This window comes from Streptomyces sp. NPDC058240 (assembly GCF_042882135.1).
Taxonomy (GTDB): domain Bacteria; phylum Actinomycetota; class Actinomycetes; order Streptomycetales; family Streptomycetaceae; genus Streptomyces.
Genome location: NZ_JBHVWT010000004.1, coordinates 336,042 through 350,018, shown reverse-complemented (window position 1 = coordinate 350,018; position 13,977 = coordinate 336,042). Strand labels below are relative to the sequence as shown.

Annotated in this window: 13 protein-coding genes and 1 pseudogene; 10 read left to right on the top strand and 4 right to left on the bottom strand. The window is 71.8% G+C overall.

Translation table 11 applies throughout. The features are described from left to right. Positions 1-182 precede the first annotated feature (182 nt). The 5 genes from ACFVX4_RS11690 (at position 183) to ACFVX4_RS11670 (ending at position 7,509) form a co-directional block, all read left to right on the top strand. Positions 183-1,640 carry a CitMHS family transporter gene (locus ACFVX4_RS11690; RefSeq protein ID WP_389974707.1) on the top strand — a complete coding sequence of 486 codons (1,458 nt, stop codon included), beginning with the start codon at positions 183-185 and terminating at the stop codon, positions 1,638-1,640. Further along, positions 1,637-2,896 (top strand): MFS transporter, encoded by a 1,260-nt coding sequence (locus ACFVX4_RS11685; RefSeq protein ID WP_389974864.1) that lies wholly within the window; start codon positions 1,637-1,639, stop codon positions 2,894-2,896. The genes ACFVX4_RS11690 and ACFVX4_RS11685 overlap by 4 nt, the downstream gene beginning before the upstream one ends. 77 nt (positions 2,897-2,973) lie before the next feature. Further along, positions 2,974-4,875 (top strand): ABC transporter ATP-binding protein, encoded by a 1,902-nt coding sequence (locus ACFVX4_RS11680; RefSeq protein ID WP_389974704.1) that lies wholly within the window; start codon positions 2,974-2,976, stop codon positions 4,873-4,875. Positions 4,876-4,961: 86 nt separating this feature from the next. Beyond that, entirely contained in the window at positions 4,962-6,350 is a 1,389-nt protein-coding gene (locus ACFVX4_RS11675) for an aldehyde dehydrogenase family protein (protein WP_389974701.1), read from the top strand. Positions 6,351-6,426: 76 nt separating this feature from the next. Further along, positions 6,427-7,509, top strand: coding sequence for a Zn-dependent alcohol dehydrogenase (locus ACFVX4_RS11670; RefSeq protein WP_389974698.1), 1,083 nt, complete (start codon positions 6,427-6,429; stop codon positions 7,507-7,509). On the opposite strand, the gene ACFVX4_RS11665 is transcribed toward ACFVX4_RS11670, so the two are convergent. From ACFVX4_RS11665 to ACFVX4_RS11655, 3 genes are read right to left on the bottom strand one after another with little or no spacing between them, the layout of a single operon-like run. Further along, positions 7,506-8,543 (bottom strand): DMT family transporter, encoded by a 1,038-nt coding sequence (locus tag ACFVX4_RS11665; protein ID WP_389974695.1) that lies wholly within the window; start codon positions 8,541-8,543, stop codon positions 7,506-7,508. The two genes, ACFVX4_RS11670 and ACFVX4_RS11665, sit on opposite strands and share 4 nt — an antisense overlap. Before the next feature lie 33 nt (positions 8,544-8,576). After that, positions 8,577-9,299 (bottom strand): ArsR/SmtB family transcription factor, encoded by a 723-nt coding sequence (locus ACFVX4_RS11660; RefSeq protein ID WP_389974693.1) that lies wholly within the window; start codon positions 9,297-9,299, stop codon positions 8,577-8,579. A 15-nt stretch (positions 9,300-9,314) separates the two neighbouring features. Beyond that, the gene (locus tag ACFVX4_RS11655; RefSeq protein WP_389974690.1) at positions 9,315-9,989 is read right to left on the bottom strand and encodes a TetR/AcrR family transcriptional regulator; all 675 of its coding nucleotides are present in this window, start codon (positions 9,987-9,989) and stop codon (positions 9,315-9,317) included. 65 nt (positions 9,990-10,054) lie between these two features. On the opposite strand from ACFVX4_RS11655, the gene ACFVX4_RS11650 reads away from it, so the two are divergent. The 3 genes from ACFVX4_RS11650 (at position 10,055) to ACFVX4_RS11640 (ending at position 12,296) form a co-directional block, all read left to right on the top strand. After that, entirely contained in the window at positions 10,055-11,206 is a 1,152-nt protein-coding gene (locus ACFVX4_RS11650) for an acyl-CoA dehydrogenase family protein (protein WP_389974687.1), read from the top strand. 88 nt (positions 11,207-11,294) lie between these two features. Further along, entirely contained in the window at positions 11,295-11,585 is a 291-nt protein-coding gene (locus ACFVX4_RS11645) for a YiaA/YiaB family inner membrane protein (protein WP_389974684.1), read from the top strand. An 81-nt stretch (positions 11,586-11,666) separates the two neighbouring features. After that, positions 11,667-12,296, top strand: a complete 630-nt coding sequence (locus ACFVX4_RS11640; protein ID WP_385326398.1) for a TetR/AcrR family transcriptional regulator — start codon at positions 11,667-11,669, stop codon at positions 12,294-12,296. Between the two features lie 58 nt (positions 12,297-12,354). Here ACFVX4_RS11640 and ACFVX4_RS11635 read toward each other — a convergent pair whose 3' ends face one another. Continuing rightward, positions 12,355-12,816: a MaoC family dehydratase gene (locus ACFVX4_RS11635; RefSeq protein WP_389974681.1), complete on the bottom strand. Its 462-nt coding sequence runs from the start codon at positions 12,814-12,816 to the stop codon at positions 12,355-12,357. A 131-nt stretch (positions 12,817-12,947) separates the two neighbouring features. On the opposite strand from ACFVX4_RS11635, the gene soxR reads away from it, so the two are divergent. Then, positions 12,948-13,451 (top strand): redox-sensitive transcriptional activator SoxR, encoded by a 504-nt coding sequence (gene soxR, locus ACFVX4_RS11630; protein WP_389974679.1) that lies wholly within the window; start codon positions 12,948-12,950, stop codon positions 13,449-13,451. Between the two features lie 87 nt (positions 13,452-13,538). Then, a pseudogene (locus ACFVX4_RS11625) lies at positions 13,539-13,977 on the top strand (hypothetical protein); the annotation flags it as partial.

Genomic DNA, 13,977 nt, shown 5'->3' with positions numbered 1-13,977 from the left:
GGGCGCGGGCGAATGCGCCGATGGGGGCGCCGGTTGTGCCCAAGCCGTGATCCCCGCGTTGACCTGGGGTTTTGCTCGTATTGCTCGCATGTCAACATCTTGTTAACGCTGCGAACCGCGCCCTAACGTCATCCGCACCGCCGAGTCCGGTGGGAGTTCAAGGGTGAGCGATAGGTATCCACATGCTGACAATCCTCGGCTTCGCCATGATTGCGACCTTCCTGGTCCTGATCATGTTGAAGAAGATGTCGCCGATCGCGGCGCTGGTCCTGATCCCCGCGCTGTTCTGCGTCGCGGTAGGGCAGGGCGCGAAGCTCGGTGACTACGTCATCGAAGGCGTCGGCAATCTCGCCCCGACCGCCGCGATGCTGATGTTCGCCATCGTCTACTTCGGCGTGATGATCGACGTCGGCCTCTTCGACCCGATCGTGCGGGGCATCCTGCGCTTCTGCAAGGCCGACCCGATGCGGATCGTCGTCGGTACGGCCGTGCTCGCCGCCATCGTCTCCCTCGACGGCGACGGCTCCACCACCTTCATGATCACCGTCTCGGCGATGTATCCGCTCTACAAGCGCCTCAAGATGAGCCTGGTCGTGATGACCGGTGTCGCCGCCACGGCGAACGGCGTCATGAACACCCTTCCCTGGGGCGGCCCCACCGCCCGCGCCGCCACCGCGCTCAAGCTGGACGCGGGCGACATCTTCGTCCCGATGATCCCGGCGCTCGGCATCGGACTGGTCGCCGTCCTGCTCCTCGCCGTCGTGCTGGGCCGACGCGAGCGCAAGCGGCTCGGCATGCTCACCCTCGACGAGGTGCTGGCCACCGAGACGGCCGCGGAGTCGGAGACCGTTCTCGTCGGGGCGGGCGGCGGCGGCGACCGTACCCGCAAGAACTCCGGCGGAGCCGGAACGGGCACGGGTGCAGGCGCGAACGGCGACGGCGACGGAGCCGGGGAGTCCGGGCCGGACGAGGACGAGGACGAGGACGAGGACGAGGGCTTCAAGGGCCTGGACCCGAACCGGGCCACCCTGCGCCCCAAGCTCTACTGGTTCAACGCGGGCCTCACCGTCGCCCTGCTCACCGCGATGATCATGGAACTGATGCCGATCCCGGTGCTCTTCCTGCTCGGTGCGGCCCTCGCCCTCACGGTCAACTTCCCCCACATGCCCGACCAGCGGGCCCGGATCGCCGCCCACGCCGACAACGTCCTCAACGTCTCCGGCATGGTCTTCGCGGCCGCCGTCTTCACCGGCGTCCTCTCCGGCACGGGCATGGTCGAGCACATGGCCGACTGGCTCGTCGGCGCGATCCCCGACGGCATGGGCCCGCACATGGCGATCGTCACCGGCATCCTCAGCATCCCGCTGACGTACTTCATGTCCAACGACGGCTTCTACTTCGGTGTCGTTCCGGTGCTCGCCGAGGCGGGTGCCGCCCACGGTGTCTCCCCGCTGGAGATCGCCCGCGCCTCCCTGGTCGGCCAGCCCCTGCACATGTCGTCCCCGCTGGTCCCGGCCGTCTACGTGCTCGTCGGCATGGCGAAGGTCGAATTCGGCGACCACACCAGGTTCACCGTCAAGTGGGCCGCGCTCACCTCGCTGGTGGTGCTCGGCGCCGGACTCCTGTTCGGCATCATCTGACCGTGCGCACCCTCCAGGAGCCCGGCAGGGGCTGGCTGCTGCGCCTCGTCATCGCCTTCGCCTTCGCGCAGGGGGCGGTGTCGATGGCCCGGCCCGCCGTCTCCTACCGGGCTCTCTCGCTCGGTGCGGACGAGCGCTCCATCGGTGTGATCACCGGGGTGTACGCGCTCCTCCCGCTCTTCGCCGCCGTCCCGCTCGGGCGCCGGACCGACCACGGCCGGTGTGCGCCCCTGCTGCCCTTCGGCGTCGTCCTGATCGCGGGCGGCTGCGCCCTGAGCGGCCGGGCGGACTCGCTGACGGCGATGGCGGCCTGGAGCGGTGTGATGGGGCTCGGCCACCTCTGCTTCGTCATCGGCGCCCAGTCGATCGTCGCCCGTCAGTCCGCCCCGGCCGAACAGGACCGCAACTTCGGGCACTTCACCATCGGCGCCTCCCTCGGCCAGCTCATCGGCCCGATCGCCGCGGGGTATCTGATCTCCGAGCGGGACGGTGCCATGGCCCGTACGAGCGCACTCGCCCTGCTCGTCTCGGCGGCCGTCGCCGCCGTCTCACTCGGCTCGCTCCGGCGCATCGAGCACCGGTCCGCGCCCGCGGCCCGCCGGGCCGACCCGGCCGCGAAGGTCCCCGTCGGCCGCATCCTGCGGGCCCGCGGCGTCCCGGCCGGGATCTTCATCAGCCTCGCCGTGCTCTCGGCGACCGACATCCTCACCGCGTATCTGCCCGTCGTCGGCGAACACCGGGGCATCGCCCCCGCCACCATCGGACTGCTGCTCAGTCTGCGCGCCGCCGCCACCATCGCCTGCCGCCTGGTGATGACCCCGATGCTCCGGGTTCTCGGCCGCACGGCGCTGCTCACCACGACCTGTCTGCTGGCCGGAGTGCTCTGCGCGGGCATCGCCCTGCCCGTCCCCGTGGCCGTGCTGGCCGTGATGCTCGCCGTGCTCGGCTTCTGTCTCGGCGTCGGGCAGCCGCTCTCGATGACGACCGTCGTCCAGGCCGCGCCGCCGGAGGCCCGGTCCACCGCGCTCGCCCTCCGGCTGACCGGAAACCGCCTGGGACAGGTCGCGGCCCCCGCGTCCGCCGGTCTGATCGCCGGGGTGGCGGGCATCGCGGCGCCGTTCGTCATGCTCGGCGCCCTCCTGATCGCGGCGGCGGGACTGGGCGTACGCGGCGGGCGGGCCCGGAAGTCCGGTGCCGCCCCGACCGAACCGGCACCCCGGCCGGGTCGGCGTCACGCCGACCGCAACCGCGCCTGACACCCGCCGATGGCAGTTCACTGCCGCCAGGACCCGGCCGTTGACCTCAAGTCCGCTGGAGGTCGTACGTTCCTCCCATGAGTATGGAAACCACGGCGTGGACACAGCTCCACAACGTCATGAACGCGCAAGCGGACCGACGCCCCTTCGACCGGACCACCCTGCGGCGCATCGCCGCGTTCGCCCGCCCGCACCGGCGCCGGGTCGCCCTGTTCCTGATCCTGAGCGTGGCGACGGCGCTGCTCGCGGTCGCCACCCCCGTTCTCGCCGGCCGCGTCGTGAACGCGATCGTGTCCGGCAAGGAGTCGGGCACCGTCACCCGGCTGTCCCTCCTCATCGCCGTGATCGCCGTCGCGGAGGCCGCACTGGGCCTGGTCAGCCGCTGGCTCTCGGCCAATCTCGGCGAGGGACTGATCCTCGATCTGCGCACCGCCGTCTTCGACCATGTGCAGCGCATGCCGGTCGCGTTCTTCACCCGGACCCGCACCGGTGCGCTCGTCAGCCGCCTCAACAACGACGTCATCGGAGCCCAGCGCGCCTTCAGCAACACGCTGTCCGGCGTCGTCAGCAATGTCGTGACGCTGCTGCTCACCCTCGGCGTCATGCTCTCCATCTCCTGGCAGATCACCGTGCTCGCACTGGTGCTGCTGCCGGTGTTCGTGCTGCCGGCCCGGCGGATGGGCACCAGGATGGCGAGGCTCCAGCGGGAGGCCGCGGCCCACAACGCCGCGATGGGGACCCGGATGACCGAGCGCTTCTCCGCACCCGGCGCCACCCTGATCAAGCTCTTCGGCCGCCCCGCCGACGAGTCCGCCGAATTCGCCGTCAGAGCCGGCCGGGTGCGCGACATCGGCGTCCGCACGGCCATGGCCCAGTCCGCGTTCATCACCGCCCTCACCCTCGTGTCCGCGCTGGCACTCGCCCTGGTCTACGGACTCGGCGGGTTCTACGCACTGCGCGGGCAGCTCGACGCGGGCGCGGTCGTGGCCCTGGCCCTCCTGCTGACCCGGCTGTACGCACCGCTCACCGCACTCGCCGGGGCGCGCGTCGAGGTGATGAGCGCGCTCGTCAGCTTCGAGCGGGTCTTCGAGGTCCTCGACCTCAAGCCGCTCATCGACCAGAAGCCGGACGCACGGGCGGTCCCGGACGGTCCGGTGTCCGTCGAGTTCGACCAGGTGCGGTTCGGCTACCCGTCCGCCGACAAGGTCTCGCTCGCCTCGCTGGAGGACGTCGCGAGCCTCGACACCCGCGGCGGCGACGAAGTACTGCGCGGGGTCTCCTTCCGCGCCGAGCCCGGACAGACGGTGGCACTCGTCGGCTCGTCCGGTGCGGGCAAGTCGACCATCGCCCAACTGCTGCCCCGGCTGTACGACACGGACGAGGGCGCGGTACGCATCGGCGGCGTCGACGTACGCGACCTGACCGCCGACACCCTGCGCGACACCCTCGGCATGGTCACCCAGGACGGCCACCTCTTCCACGAGTCGGTGCGCGCCAACCTGCTGCTCGCCCGCCCCGGAGCCGCCGAGGAGGACCTCTGGGACGCGCTGCGCCGCGCGCGCCTGGACGGTCTCGTCGCCTCGCTGCCCGACGGGCTCGACACCGTCGTCGGCGAACGCGGCTACCGGCTCTCCGGCGGCGAACGCCAGCGGCTGACCATCGCCCGGCTGCTGCTGGCCCGCCAGCGCGTCGTCATCCTCGACGAGGCCACCGCCCACCTCGACAACACATCCGAGGCGGCCGTCCAGGAAGCACTCACCGAGGCGCTCGCCGGACGCACGGCGGTCGTGATCGCCCACCGGCTCTCCACGGTCCGGGCGGCCGACCTCATCCTGGTCGTGGAGAACGGGCAGATCGTGGAGCGGGGCACGCACGACGAACTCCTCGCCGCGGGCGGCCGGTACGAGGAGCTGTACCGGACCCAGTTCGAGAACCCCGGTACGGAGCACGCGGAGCTCGGCCGGCAGCCCTCGGCGTGACGGGCGTCTCTGGCGCCCGAAAACTAACAGCGCTAGTTTGGGGTTGTGGACGCCCCCGTCCGCAACCGTGTCCGGGAGGAACAGCGATGAAGGCCCACGACGGCATGTACATCGACGGAGCCTGGCGGCCCGCCGCGGGACGGGACACGATCGCGGTGGTGAACCCGGCGGACGAACAGGTCATCGCCGAGGTCCCGGCCGGCGGGGCCGAGGACGTCGACGCCGCGGTACGGGCCGCCCGCGCCGCGCTCCCCGCCTGGGCGGCCACCGCCCCCGCCGAGCGGGCCGCGCGGATCGCCGCCCTGCGCGATGTGCTCGTCGCCCGCAAGGACGAGATCGCCGAGACCGTCACCGCCGAACTCGGCGCGCCGCTGCCGTTCTCGCAGGCGGTGCACGCGGGCGTACCGGTCCTGGTGGCCGGTTCGTACGCCGGGCTCGCCGCCTCGTACGCCTTCGAGGAGAAGGTCGGCAACTCCACCGTGTACGCCGAGCCGGTCGGTGTGGTCGGTGCGATCACCCCGTGGAACTACCCGCTGCACCAGATCGTCGCCAAGGTCGCCCCCGCGCTCGCGGCGGGGTGCACGGTCGTCCTCAAGCCCGCCGAGGACACCCCGCTGACCGCCCAGCTCTTCGCCGAGGCCGTCCATGAAGCGGGCGTTCCCGCAGGCGTGTTCAACCTCGTCACCGGTCTGGGCCCGGTCGCCGGACAGGCCCTGGCCGAGCACGACGGCGTCGACCTGGTCTCGTTCACCGGCTCCACCGCCGTCGGCAAGCAGATCGGCGCCACGGCCGGCGCGGCCGTCAAGCGCGTCGCCCTCGAACTGGGCGGCAAGTCCGCCAACGTCATCCTGCCGAGCGCGGACCTGGCCAAGGCCGTCGGCGTCGGCGTCGCGAACGTCATGGGCAACTCCGGCCAGACGTGCAGTGCCTGGACCCGGATGCTGGTGCACACCTCGCAGTACGACGAGGCGGTCGCGCTCGCCGCGGAGGCTGCCGCCAAGTACGGCGACCGCATCGGCCCCCTCGTCAACGCCAAGCAGCACGCGCGGGTGCGCGGCTACATCGAGAGAGGCGTGGCGGAGGGCGCCCGCCTCGTCGCGGGCGGCCCCGAAGCCCCGCGCGAACAGGGCTACTTCGTCAGCCCCACCGTGTTCGCCGATGTCACCCCGGAGATGACCATCGCCCAGGAGGAGATCTTCGGCCCCGTCGTCTCGCTCATCCGCTACGAGGATGAGGACGACGCCCTGCGCATCGCCAACGGCACCGTGTACGGCCTCGCGGGCGCGGTCTGGGCGGGCGACGACGCGGAGGCGGTGGCGTTCGCCCGGCGGATGGACACCGGGCAGGTCGACATCAACGGCGGCCGGTTCAACCCGCTCGCCCCGTTCGGCGGCTACAAGCAGTCCGGCGTCGGCCGCGAACTCGGTTCCCACGGGCTCGCGGAGTACCTCCAGACCAAGTCCCTGCAGTTCTGACCGTTCCGCGTCCCTGCGGTTCCGACCCTTCCGCCCCGCCCGTTTCCCCTGCTGCCGCCCCTCAAGGAGCCTGTTCGTGGTCCGCGCCGCCGTACTGCCAGCCGTCGGAGCTCCCCTGGAGATCACCGACATCGAACTCCCGGAGCCCGGCCCCGGCCGGGTGAGGGTCGCCCTCGCCGCCGCCGGCGTCTGCCACTCCGACCTCTCGCTGTCCAACGGCACCATGCGGGTGCCCGTCCCCGCCGTCCTCGGCCATGAGGGCGCGGGCACCGTCGTCGCGGTCGGCGAGGGTGTCGGCCATGTGGCGCCGGGCGACGGCGTCGTGCTCAACTGGGCGCCCTCCTGCGGCAGTTGCCACGCCTGCACGCTGGGCGAGGTCTGGCTGTGCGCGAACGCCCTGAACGGTGCGGGCGCCGTCCACGCCCGGCGCGCGGACGACGGCGGCGAACTGCACCCCGGTCTCAACGTCGCCGCGTTCGCCGAGGAGACGGTGGTCCCCGCGGGCTGCGTCCTGCCCGTTCCGGGCGGCATCCCGCTCACCGACGCCGCTCTCCTGGGTTGCGCGGTCCTCACCGGATACGGCGCCGTGCACCACTCGGCGCGGCTGCGCGAGGGCGAGACGGTGGCCGTGTTCGGCGCCGGGGGAGTGGGCCTGGCCGCGCTCCAGGCCGCCGGTATCGCCGGTGCCTCGCGCATCGTCGCGGTCGATGTCTCCCCGCAGAAGGAGGAGTTGGCCCGCCGGGCGGGCGCCACCGACTACGTGGTCGCCTCGGAGAACACCGCCCGTGAGATCCGGGCCCTCACGGGCAAGCAGGGGGTGGACGCCGCCATCGAGTGCGTCGGCCGCGCCGTCACCATCCGCACCGCCTGGGAGTCGACCCGCCGCGGCGGCCGGACCACGGTCGTCGGCATCGGCGGCAAGGACCAGCAGGTCACCTTCAACGCCCTGGAGCTCTTCCACTGGGGACGCACCCTCTCCGGCTGCGTCTACGGCAACTCCGACCCGGCGCGGGACCTGCCCGTGCTGGCCGGACATATCCGGGAGGGGCGGCTCGACCTGGGTGCCCTGGTGACGGAGCGCATCACCCTCGACGGCATCCCGGCGGCGTTCGACAACATGATCGCCGGCAAGGGCGGGCGGGCCCTGGTGGTCTTCTAGGACCCGTCCGGAAGGGACCCCGGCCGCTCCTGGAGGCGGCCGGGGGTTTCGCCGTGAGCAGCGCGACGTTCCGCATCGTCCACGGCCATCCGGTCCGGCTCACGGGCCGGATTCCGCCGCGTCACGCCGGTCCGCGGACGCGTCCGGGAGACCGCCACCCCGGCCAGGCAGAGCAGCCCCCCGCCGACGGTGAGCGGCGCGGGCACCTCGTCCAGCAGCAGCCAGGACATCAGCACCACCAGTGCCGGCACCGCGTACGTGGTGGCGCCCATCCGTCCCGCCGTGGTCCTGGCGAGCGCGTAGGCCCAGGTGGTGAAGGCCAGCGCGGTCGGGAAGAGGCCCAGATAGACCATGTTCAGGGTGGCGGACAGCGGTGCGTCGGCGGCGTCGGAGATCAGCGCACCGGAGAACGGCAGGCAGGCGACGGTGCCGACCAGGCAGCCGAAGGTGGTGACCTGCAGCGCGGAGCCGTGCCGCAGGGCGGGCTTCTGGCGCACCACGCCGGTCGCGTACGCCACGGCGGCCAGCAGGCACAGCAGTACGCCGAGCACCGACGCGCCGCCGTCACCGGACATCGAGAGCCCCACCACCGCGGCGCCCGCGAACGACACGGCCATGCCCGCCAGCAGCCTGCGGGGCAGCACCTCGCCCAGCATCCGGGCCCCGAGCAGCGCTATCAGCAGGGGGCCGATGTTCACCACCATCGCGGCCGTGCCCGCGTCGACCTGCTGCTCACCCCAGTTCAGCACCACCATGTACAGGCCGAACCAGAGCAGCCCGGACCAGATGATCCCCGGCCAGGCGGCCCGCGAAGGCAGCCCCTCGCGCCGCGCCACCAGGAGCGTGCCGAGCGCCAGGGAACCCGCGAGCAGCCGGCCGAGGGCGAGCGCACCGGGTGAGTAGGCGTCGCCGGCGCTGCGGATGGAGACGAAGGCGGAGGCCCACAGCAGCACGGCGGTACCGGCCGCGGCGGCGGCCCGCCAGTCACGGTGCGGAGCGGGCGGACCGGCGGGGGAGGAGGTCGGGGTCGTCATGGCCACGACCGTAAGGCCGCGACCGTTCGGCCCCTACCGAATTGTTGCCGGCTCGATGCCGAGGTGTTCGTACAGCGCACGCTCCCCGTCCGGGGTGGCCTTCACCGCGCGTCCTGACCCGATCCGTACGCACCACCCGGTGTCCAGCACGTGGCGGCACAGCGCGGCGCCCGCGACCCCGGCCAGGTGCGGCCTGCGCTCCGTCCAGTCCAGACAGCTCCGTACGAGAGGACGCCGCGAACCGGTCTCCAGGCCGATGCCCCGCTCGCCGAACCAGCTCAGGCCTTCCTCGGTCAGCGCGAAGCCGGTGTCCTGCTCCAGCAGTCCCCGTACGGTCATGGCGTCGGTGATCGCGATGCCGATCCGCCCCGCGAGATGGTCGTAACAGGTCCGGCCGCGGGCCATCGCGCTGCCCGCGTTCACCGCGCTCAGGGTGCGCGGCCGTTCGGGTACGGCGCCGGGGACGACCTGGGCAGCCAGGTCCTCGACGAGATGCGCGGTCCGTTCGTCGGCCAGCCGCAGATAGCGGTGGCGGCCCTGCCGCTCCTCGGCCAGCAGCCCGCCCGCGACGAGCTTGCCGAGGTGTTCGCTGGCGGTCGACGGTGCCACGGAGGCGTATCTGGCCAGCTCTCCGGCGGTCCAGGCGCGGCCGTCGAGCAGGGCCAGACAGAAGGCCGCACGGGTCTCGTCGGCGAGGAGCGCGGCCAGGGCGGCGAGCCGGGGCGCGGCCGGGTCGGGGTGTGCCATGCGTGCCATGTGAACCAGGATGCGTCAGGAACGCTTCGGTGCGGGCCGAACCGTTCCGGCCGGCGCCAGCAGCTCGTACTGGACCGAGAGACCGTCGACCAGGGCCCGCAGCCCGGTCTCGAAGGCCCCCTCGTCGACCTTCTGGCGGCGCTCGGCCAGCAGATGGGCCTGGCCGAGGTGCGGGTAGTCGGCGGGGTCGTACGCCGTCTCGTCGTCGACGAAGCCGCGGGCGAAGGAGCCCAGTGCCGAACCGGTGATGAAGTACCGCATCAGGGCCCCGATGTACGTCGCCTGGGCGGGCGGCCAGCCGGCCCTGACCATCGCGCCGAACACCGCGTCGGCGACCCGGAGACCGGCCGGCCGGCGGCCCGGACCCTGGGCGAGCACCGGAACGATGTGCGGGTGCTCGGTGAGCGCCGCACGATAGGAGACGGCCCAGTCGTGCAGGGCGGCGCGCCAGTCGCGGGTGTCCGACTCGTCGAACATCGACAGGTCGACCTGCGCGGACACGGCGTCCGCGACCGCGTCCAGGATCTCGTCCTTGTTGCGGAAGTGGTTGTAGAGCGAGGGTCCGCTGACCCCGAGTCCGGCCGCGAGCCGACGGGTGGACACGGCGTCGAGCCCTTCGGAGTCCACGAGTGCGCTCGCCGCCTCGACGATGCGGTCTCTGCTCAGGAGGGGCTTGCGCGGTCGGGCCATGCGGCACATAGTAGGGCCTGCAAGCGAAAAACTAGCAGTGCTAATTAAAAGTGGAGAGTCGAAGGATGAACCTGGAGCTCGGCGAGGAGCAGGAAGCCGTCCGGCAGCTCGCCAAGGACTTCGTCGCCCGTGAGATCGCCCCGCACGTCGTGGAGTGGGACCGGGCCGAGAACGTCGACAAGTCGATCGTGAAGAAGCTGGGTTCCGTCGGCTTCCTCGGGCTGACCGTCCCCGAGGAGTACGGCGGCTCGGGCGGCGACCACCTCGCGTACTGCCTGGTCACCGAGGAGCTGGGCCGCGGCGACTCCTCGGTCCGCGGCATCGTCTCCGTCTCCCTCGGGCTCGTCACCAAGACCATCGCCGCCTGGGGCGACGAGGAGCAGAAGCGGCACTGGCTGCCGAGGCTCACCGCGGGCGAGGCGATCGGCTGCTTCGGCCTCACCGAGCCCGGCACCGGCTCGGACGCCGGAAACCTGACGACGAGGGCCGTCCGGGAAGGCGACGAGTACGTCATCAACGGCAGCAAGATGTTCATCACCAACGGCACCTGGGCCGACGTGGTGCTGCTCTTCGCCCGCACCAACGACACCCCCGGCCACAAGGGCATATCCGCCTTCCTGGTCCCCACCGACACCCCCGGCCTCGTTCGCCGCACCATCCACGGCAAGCTCGGCCTGCGCGGCCAGGCCACCGCCGAGGTGATCCTGGAGGACGTCCGGGTGCCCGCGTCGGCGCTCCTGGGTCCGGAGGGCAAGGGCTTCTCCATCGCCATGTCCGCCCTGGCCAAGGGGCGGATGTCGGTCGCGGCCGGCTGCGTCGGCATCGCCCAGGCCGCCCTCGACGCCGCCGTGGGCTACGCGGGCGAGCGCGAGCAGTTCGGCAAGTCCATCGCGAGCTACCAGCTCGTCCAGGAACTCATCAGCGACATCTCCGTGGACGTCGACGCGGCCCGGCTGCTGACCTGGCGGGTGGCGGACCTCGTCGACCGCGGCGAGGACTTCGCCACCGCCGCCTCCAAGGCGAAGCTCTTCGCCTCCGAGGCCGCCGTCCGCGCCGCCAACAACGCGCTCCAGGTCTTCGGCGGCTACGGCTACATCGACGAGTACCCGGTCGGCAAGCTGCTGCGCGACGCCCGCGTGATGACGTTGTACGAGGGCACCAGCCAGATCCAGAAGCTGATCATCGGCCGCGCGCTGACGGGGGTCTCCGCCTTCTGACCCGTACCGTCGCTCGAACGGGCGTCTGAGTACCGGCTGAGTACGGGAACGGATGTGGCGCCGGCCACGTCGGCCGATGCTGGGCGCCATGAGTGAGACAGCAACGGTCAAGCAGCAGGGCACCGGGGCCTTCTACGGCCAGGCCGTCGCCTCCTTCGGGGTGGCGATCGGTGCGGTGGCTCTCGGTATCTACTTCCTCGACGCCGACGCCTGGGTCCGCGGATTCCTCGCGATCGGTGTCCTCTACCTCGTCACCTCCTGCTTCACCCTGGCCAAGGTCATCCGTGACCGCCAGGAGGCGGGGCGGATCGTCAGCCGGGTCGACCAGGCCCGGCTGGAGAAGATCCTCGCCGAGCACGACCCCTTCCAGAAGCTCTGACGGTCCCGCCGGACGAACCCTAAGCGCTTGCTCAGGTTCGGGGTATGGTGTTCGTCCTGCTGACGAGAGGGGCGAGTGACGATGAGCACGGCGGAGGAGACCGACGGCGACAGCGCGCCGTGGGCCGAGGTGACGCCCGAGGCGGCCAGGCGGCTGCTCGTCGCCGCCGTCGACGCCTTCGCCGAGCGCGGGTACCACGCCACCACCACCCGCGACATCGCGGGCCGGGCGGGGATGAGCCCCGCCGCGCTCTACATCCACTACAAGACGAAGGAAGAGCTGCTCCACCGGATCAGCAGGATCGGCCACGACCGTGCCCTGTTCGTCCTGGAGGCGGCCGCCGACGGCGGAGGTACGGCGGCCGAGCGGCTGGCCGAGGCCGTACGGTGCTTCGTCCGCTGGCACGCCGAGCGGCACACCACCGCCCGCGTGGTCCAGTACGAACTCGACGCCCTCGGCGAGGAGCACCGCGCCGAGATCGTCGAGCTGCGCCGCAGGAGCGACGCGGTGGTGCGCCGGATCATCAGCGAAGGCGTGCGGGCGGGGGAGTTCGACGTCCCCGACGTCCCGGGCACCACGCTCGCGGTGCTCTCGCTCTGCATCGATGTGGCGCGCTGGTTCAACGCGCAGGGCAGCCGGACGCCGGACGAGGTCGGCGAACTCTACGCCGACCTCGTGCTGCGCATGGTCGCGGCGGAACGTCAGAAGTAGCGGAACGTCGGAAGCGGCGGTACGTCGGAAGTCGCGGTAGGTCGGAAGCGGCGGTACGTCAGAAGTAGTAGCGCGACACCGACTCGGCCACGCACACCGGCTTGTCGCCGCCCTCGCGCTCGACCGTGACGGCGGCGGTGACCTGCACCCCGCCCCCGGCCTCCTCGACGCTCTTCAGGACGGCCGAGGCGCGCAGCCGTGATCCCACAGGCACGGTGGACGGGAAACGGACCTTGTTCGTCCCGTAGTTGATGCCCATCTTCATGCCCTCGACCCGCATGATCTGCGGTACGAGCGCCGGCAGCAGTGAGAGCGTGAGATAGCCGTGCGCGATCGTCGTGCCGAACGGCCCGGTGGCGGCCCGCTCCGGGTCCACGTGGATCCACTGGTGGTCACCGGTGGCCTCGGCGAAGAGGTCGATCCGCTTCTGGTCCACCTCCAGCCAGTCGCTGTGCCCCAGCTGCTCGCCCACCCCGTCGCGCAGCTCCTGCGCGGACGTGAAGATCCTCGGCTCTGTCATGTCCCTGGTCCCTGCCCTTCCAGCTCCGGTCCATCCTTCATCGCGCTGTCTAAGCGCTTGCTCAGCATGGTTGGCGGGTGCGTTCCTGTCAACGACGGACCGGCCGGAGGCGGGCCAGTAGGGTTGGAGGGGTGCCCCAGATCCCACAGACACTCCATGAACTCACGGTCGGACAGCTCTCCGCGCGCAGCGGCGCGGCGGTCTCGGCCCTGCACTTCTACGAGGCCAAGGGCCTGATCAGCAGCCGCCGCACCAGCGGCAACCAGCGCCGCTACAGCAGGGACGCGCTGCGCAGGGTCGCGTTCGTCCGTGCGGCGCAGCGGGTCGGCATCCCGCTCGCCACCATCCGGGACGCCCTCGCCGAACTTCCCGAGGAGCGCACCCCGAACCGCGAGGACTGGGCGCGGCTCTCCGCGGCCTGGCGCTCCGAACTGGACGACCGCATCGATCAGTTGGGGCGGCTGCGGGACCATCTCACCGACTGCATCGGCTGCGGCTGTCTGTCCTTGGAGAACTGCGTGCTCTCCAACCCGAACGATGTCTCCGGTCAGAGGATCAGCGGCTCGCGTCTGATGCCGGAGCGCCCGTCGGCCGAGCGTCCGTCAGTCGAGCGTCCGTCGGCCGAGCACCCGTAGTTCCGGTCGGAAGTTCCGGCGTGCCAACTCGATCACGACGATGCTCGCCGTGCGGGACGAGTCCCCGCCGCTCCCGAAGCGGGCCGGGTGTCGCCTCTGATCACCGCGCTGCTGCACAAGGATCCGGCGGCGCGCCCGAACGCCGCGCGGGTCCGGGAGGCGCTGCGCGCGGTGGCGCATCCGCAGTCGTCGATCCCGCCGCAGACCGGAGGCCGACCGCCGGGGCGGAGCGTTGTCGGTCCGGCCGTGACCACCCCCGACGCGGCCGGACCGCGTCCGTGGTACCGCACGGTGCGCGGGCGGGTGATCACTGCCGTGACAGCGGCCGCGGTGCTCGCCGGACTGGTTCTGGCGGTCAGCATTCCGGCGACCGACACCCCGGCGGGGCTGCCCTCGCGGTGGGAGACGGTCGACGCGAAGACGGTGCGGCTCAGAGGCTGTCGGGGGGAGGGGAAGCGGGCAGCGCTATGGGTACGAGCGCCGGTCTGGCAATCGACCCCAGCCACGAGCCACCCCATCCCCCCCG

Excerpts from the sequence above, each read along its gene's own strand:
- ACFVX4_RS11690 (WP_389974707.1), top strand. The coding sequence starts at position 183 with ATGCTGACAATCCTCGGCTTCGCCATGATTGCGACCTTCCTGGTCCTG.
- ACFVX4_RS11680 (WP_389974704.1), top strand. The coding sequence starts at position 2,974 with ATGAGTATGGAAACCACGGCGTGGACACAGCTCCACAACGTCATGAAC.
- ACFVX4_RS11675 (WP_389974701.1), top strand. The coding sequence starts at position 4,962 with ATGAAGGCCCACGACGGCATGTACATCGACGGAGCCTGGCGGCCCGCC.
- ACFVX4_RS11665 (WP_389974695.1), bottom strand. The coding sequence starts at position 8,543 with ATGACGACCCCGACCTCCTCCCCCGCCGGTCCGCCCGCTCCGCACCGT.
- ACFVX4_RS11660 (WP_389974693.1), bottom strand. The coding sequence starts at position 9,299 with ATGGCACGCATGGCACACCCCGACCCGGCCGCGCCCCGGCTCGCCGCC.
- ACFVX4_RS11655 (WP_389974690.1), bottom strand. The coding sequence starts at position 9,989 with ATGGCCCGACCGCGCAAGCCCCTCCTGAGCAGAGACCGCATCGTCGAG.
- ACFVX4_RS11650 (WP_389974687.1), top strand. The coding sequence starts at position 10,055 with ATGAACCTGGAGCTCGGCGAGGAGCAGGAAGCCGTCCGGCAGCTCGCC.
- ACFVX4_RS11645 (WP_389974684.1), top strand. The coding sequence starts at position 11,295 with ATGAGTGAGACAGCAACGGTCAAGCAGCAGGGCACCGGGGCCTTCTAC.
- ACFVX4_RS11640 (WP_385326398.1), top strand. The coding sequence starts at position 11,667 with ATGAGCACGGCGGAGGAGACCGACGGCGACAGCGCGCCGTGGGCCGAG.
- ACFVX4_RS11635 (WP_389974681.1), bottom strand. The coding sequence starts at position 12,816 with ATGACAGAGCCGAGGATCTTCACGTCCGCGCAGGAGCTGCGCGACGGG.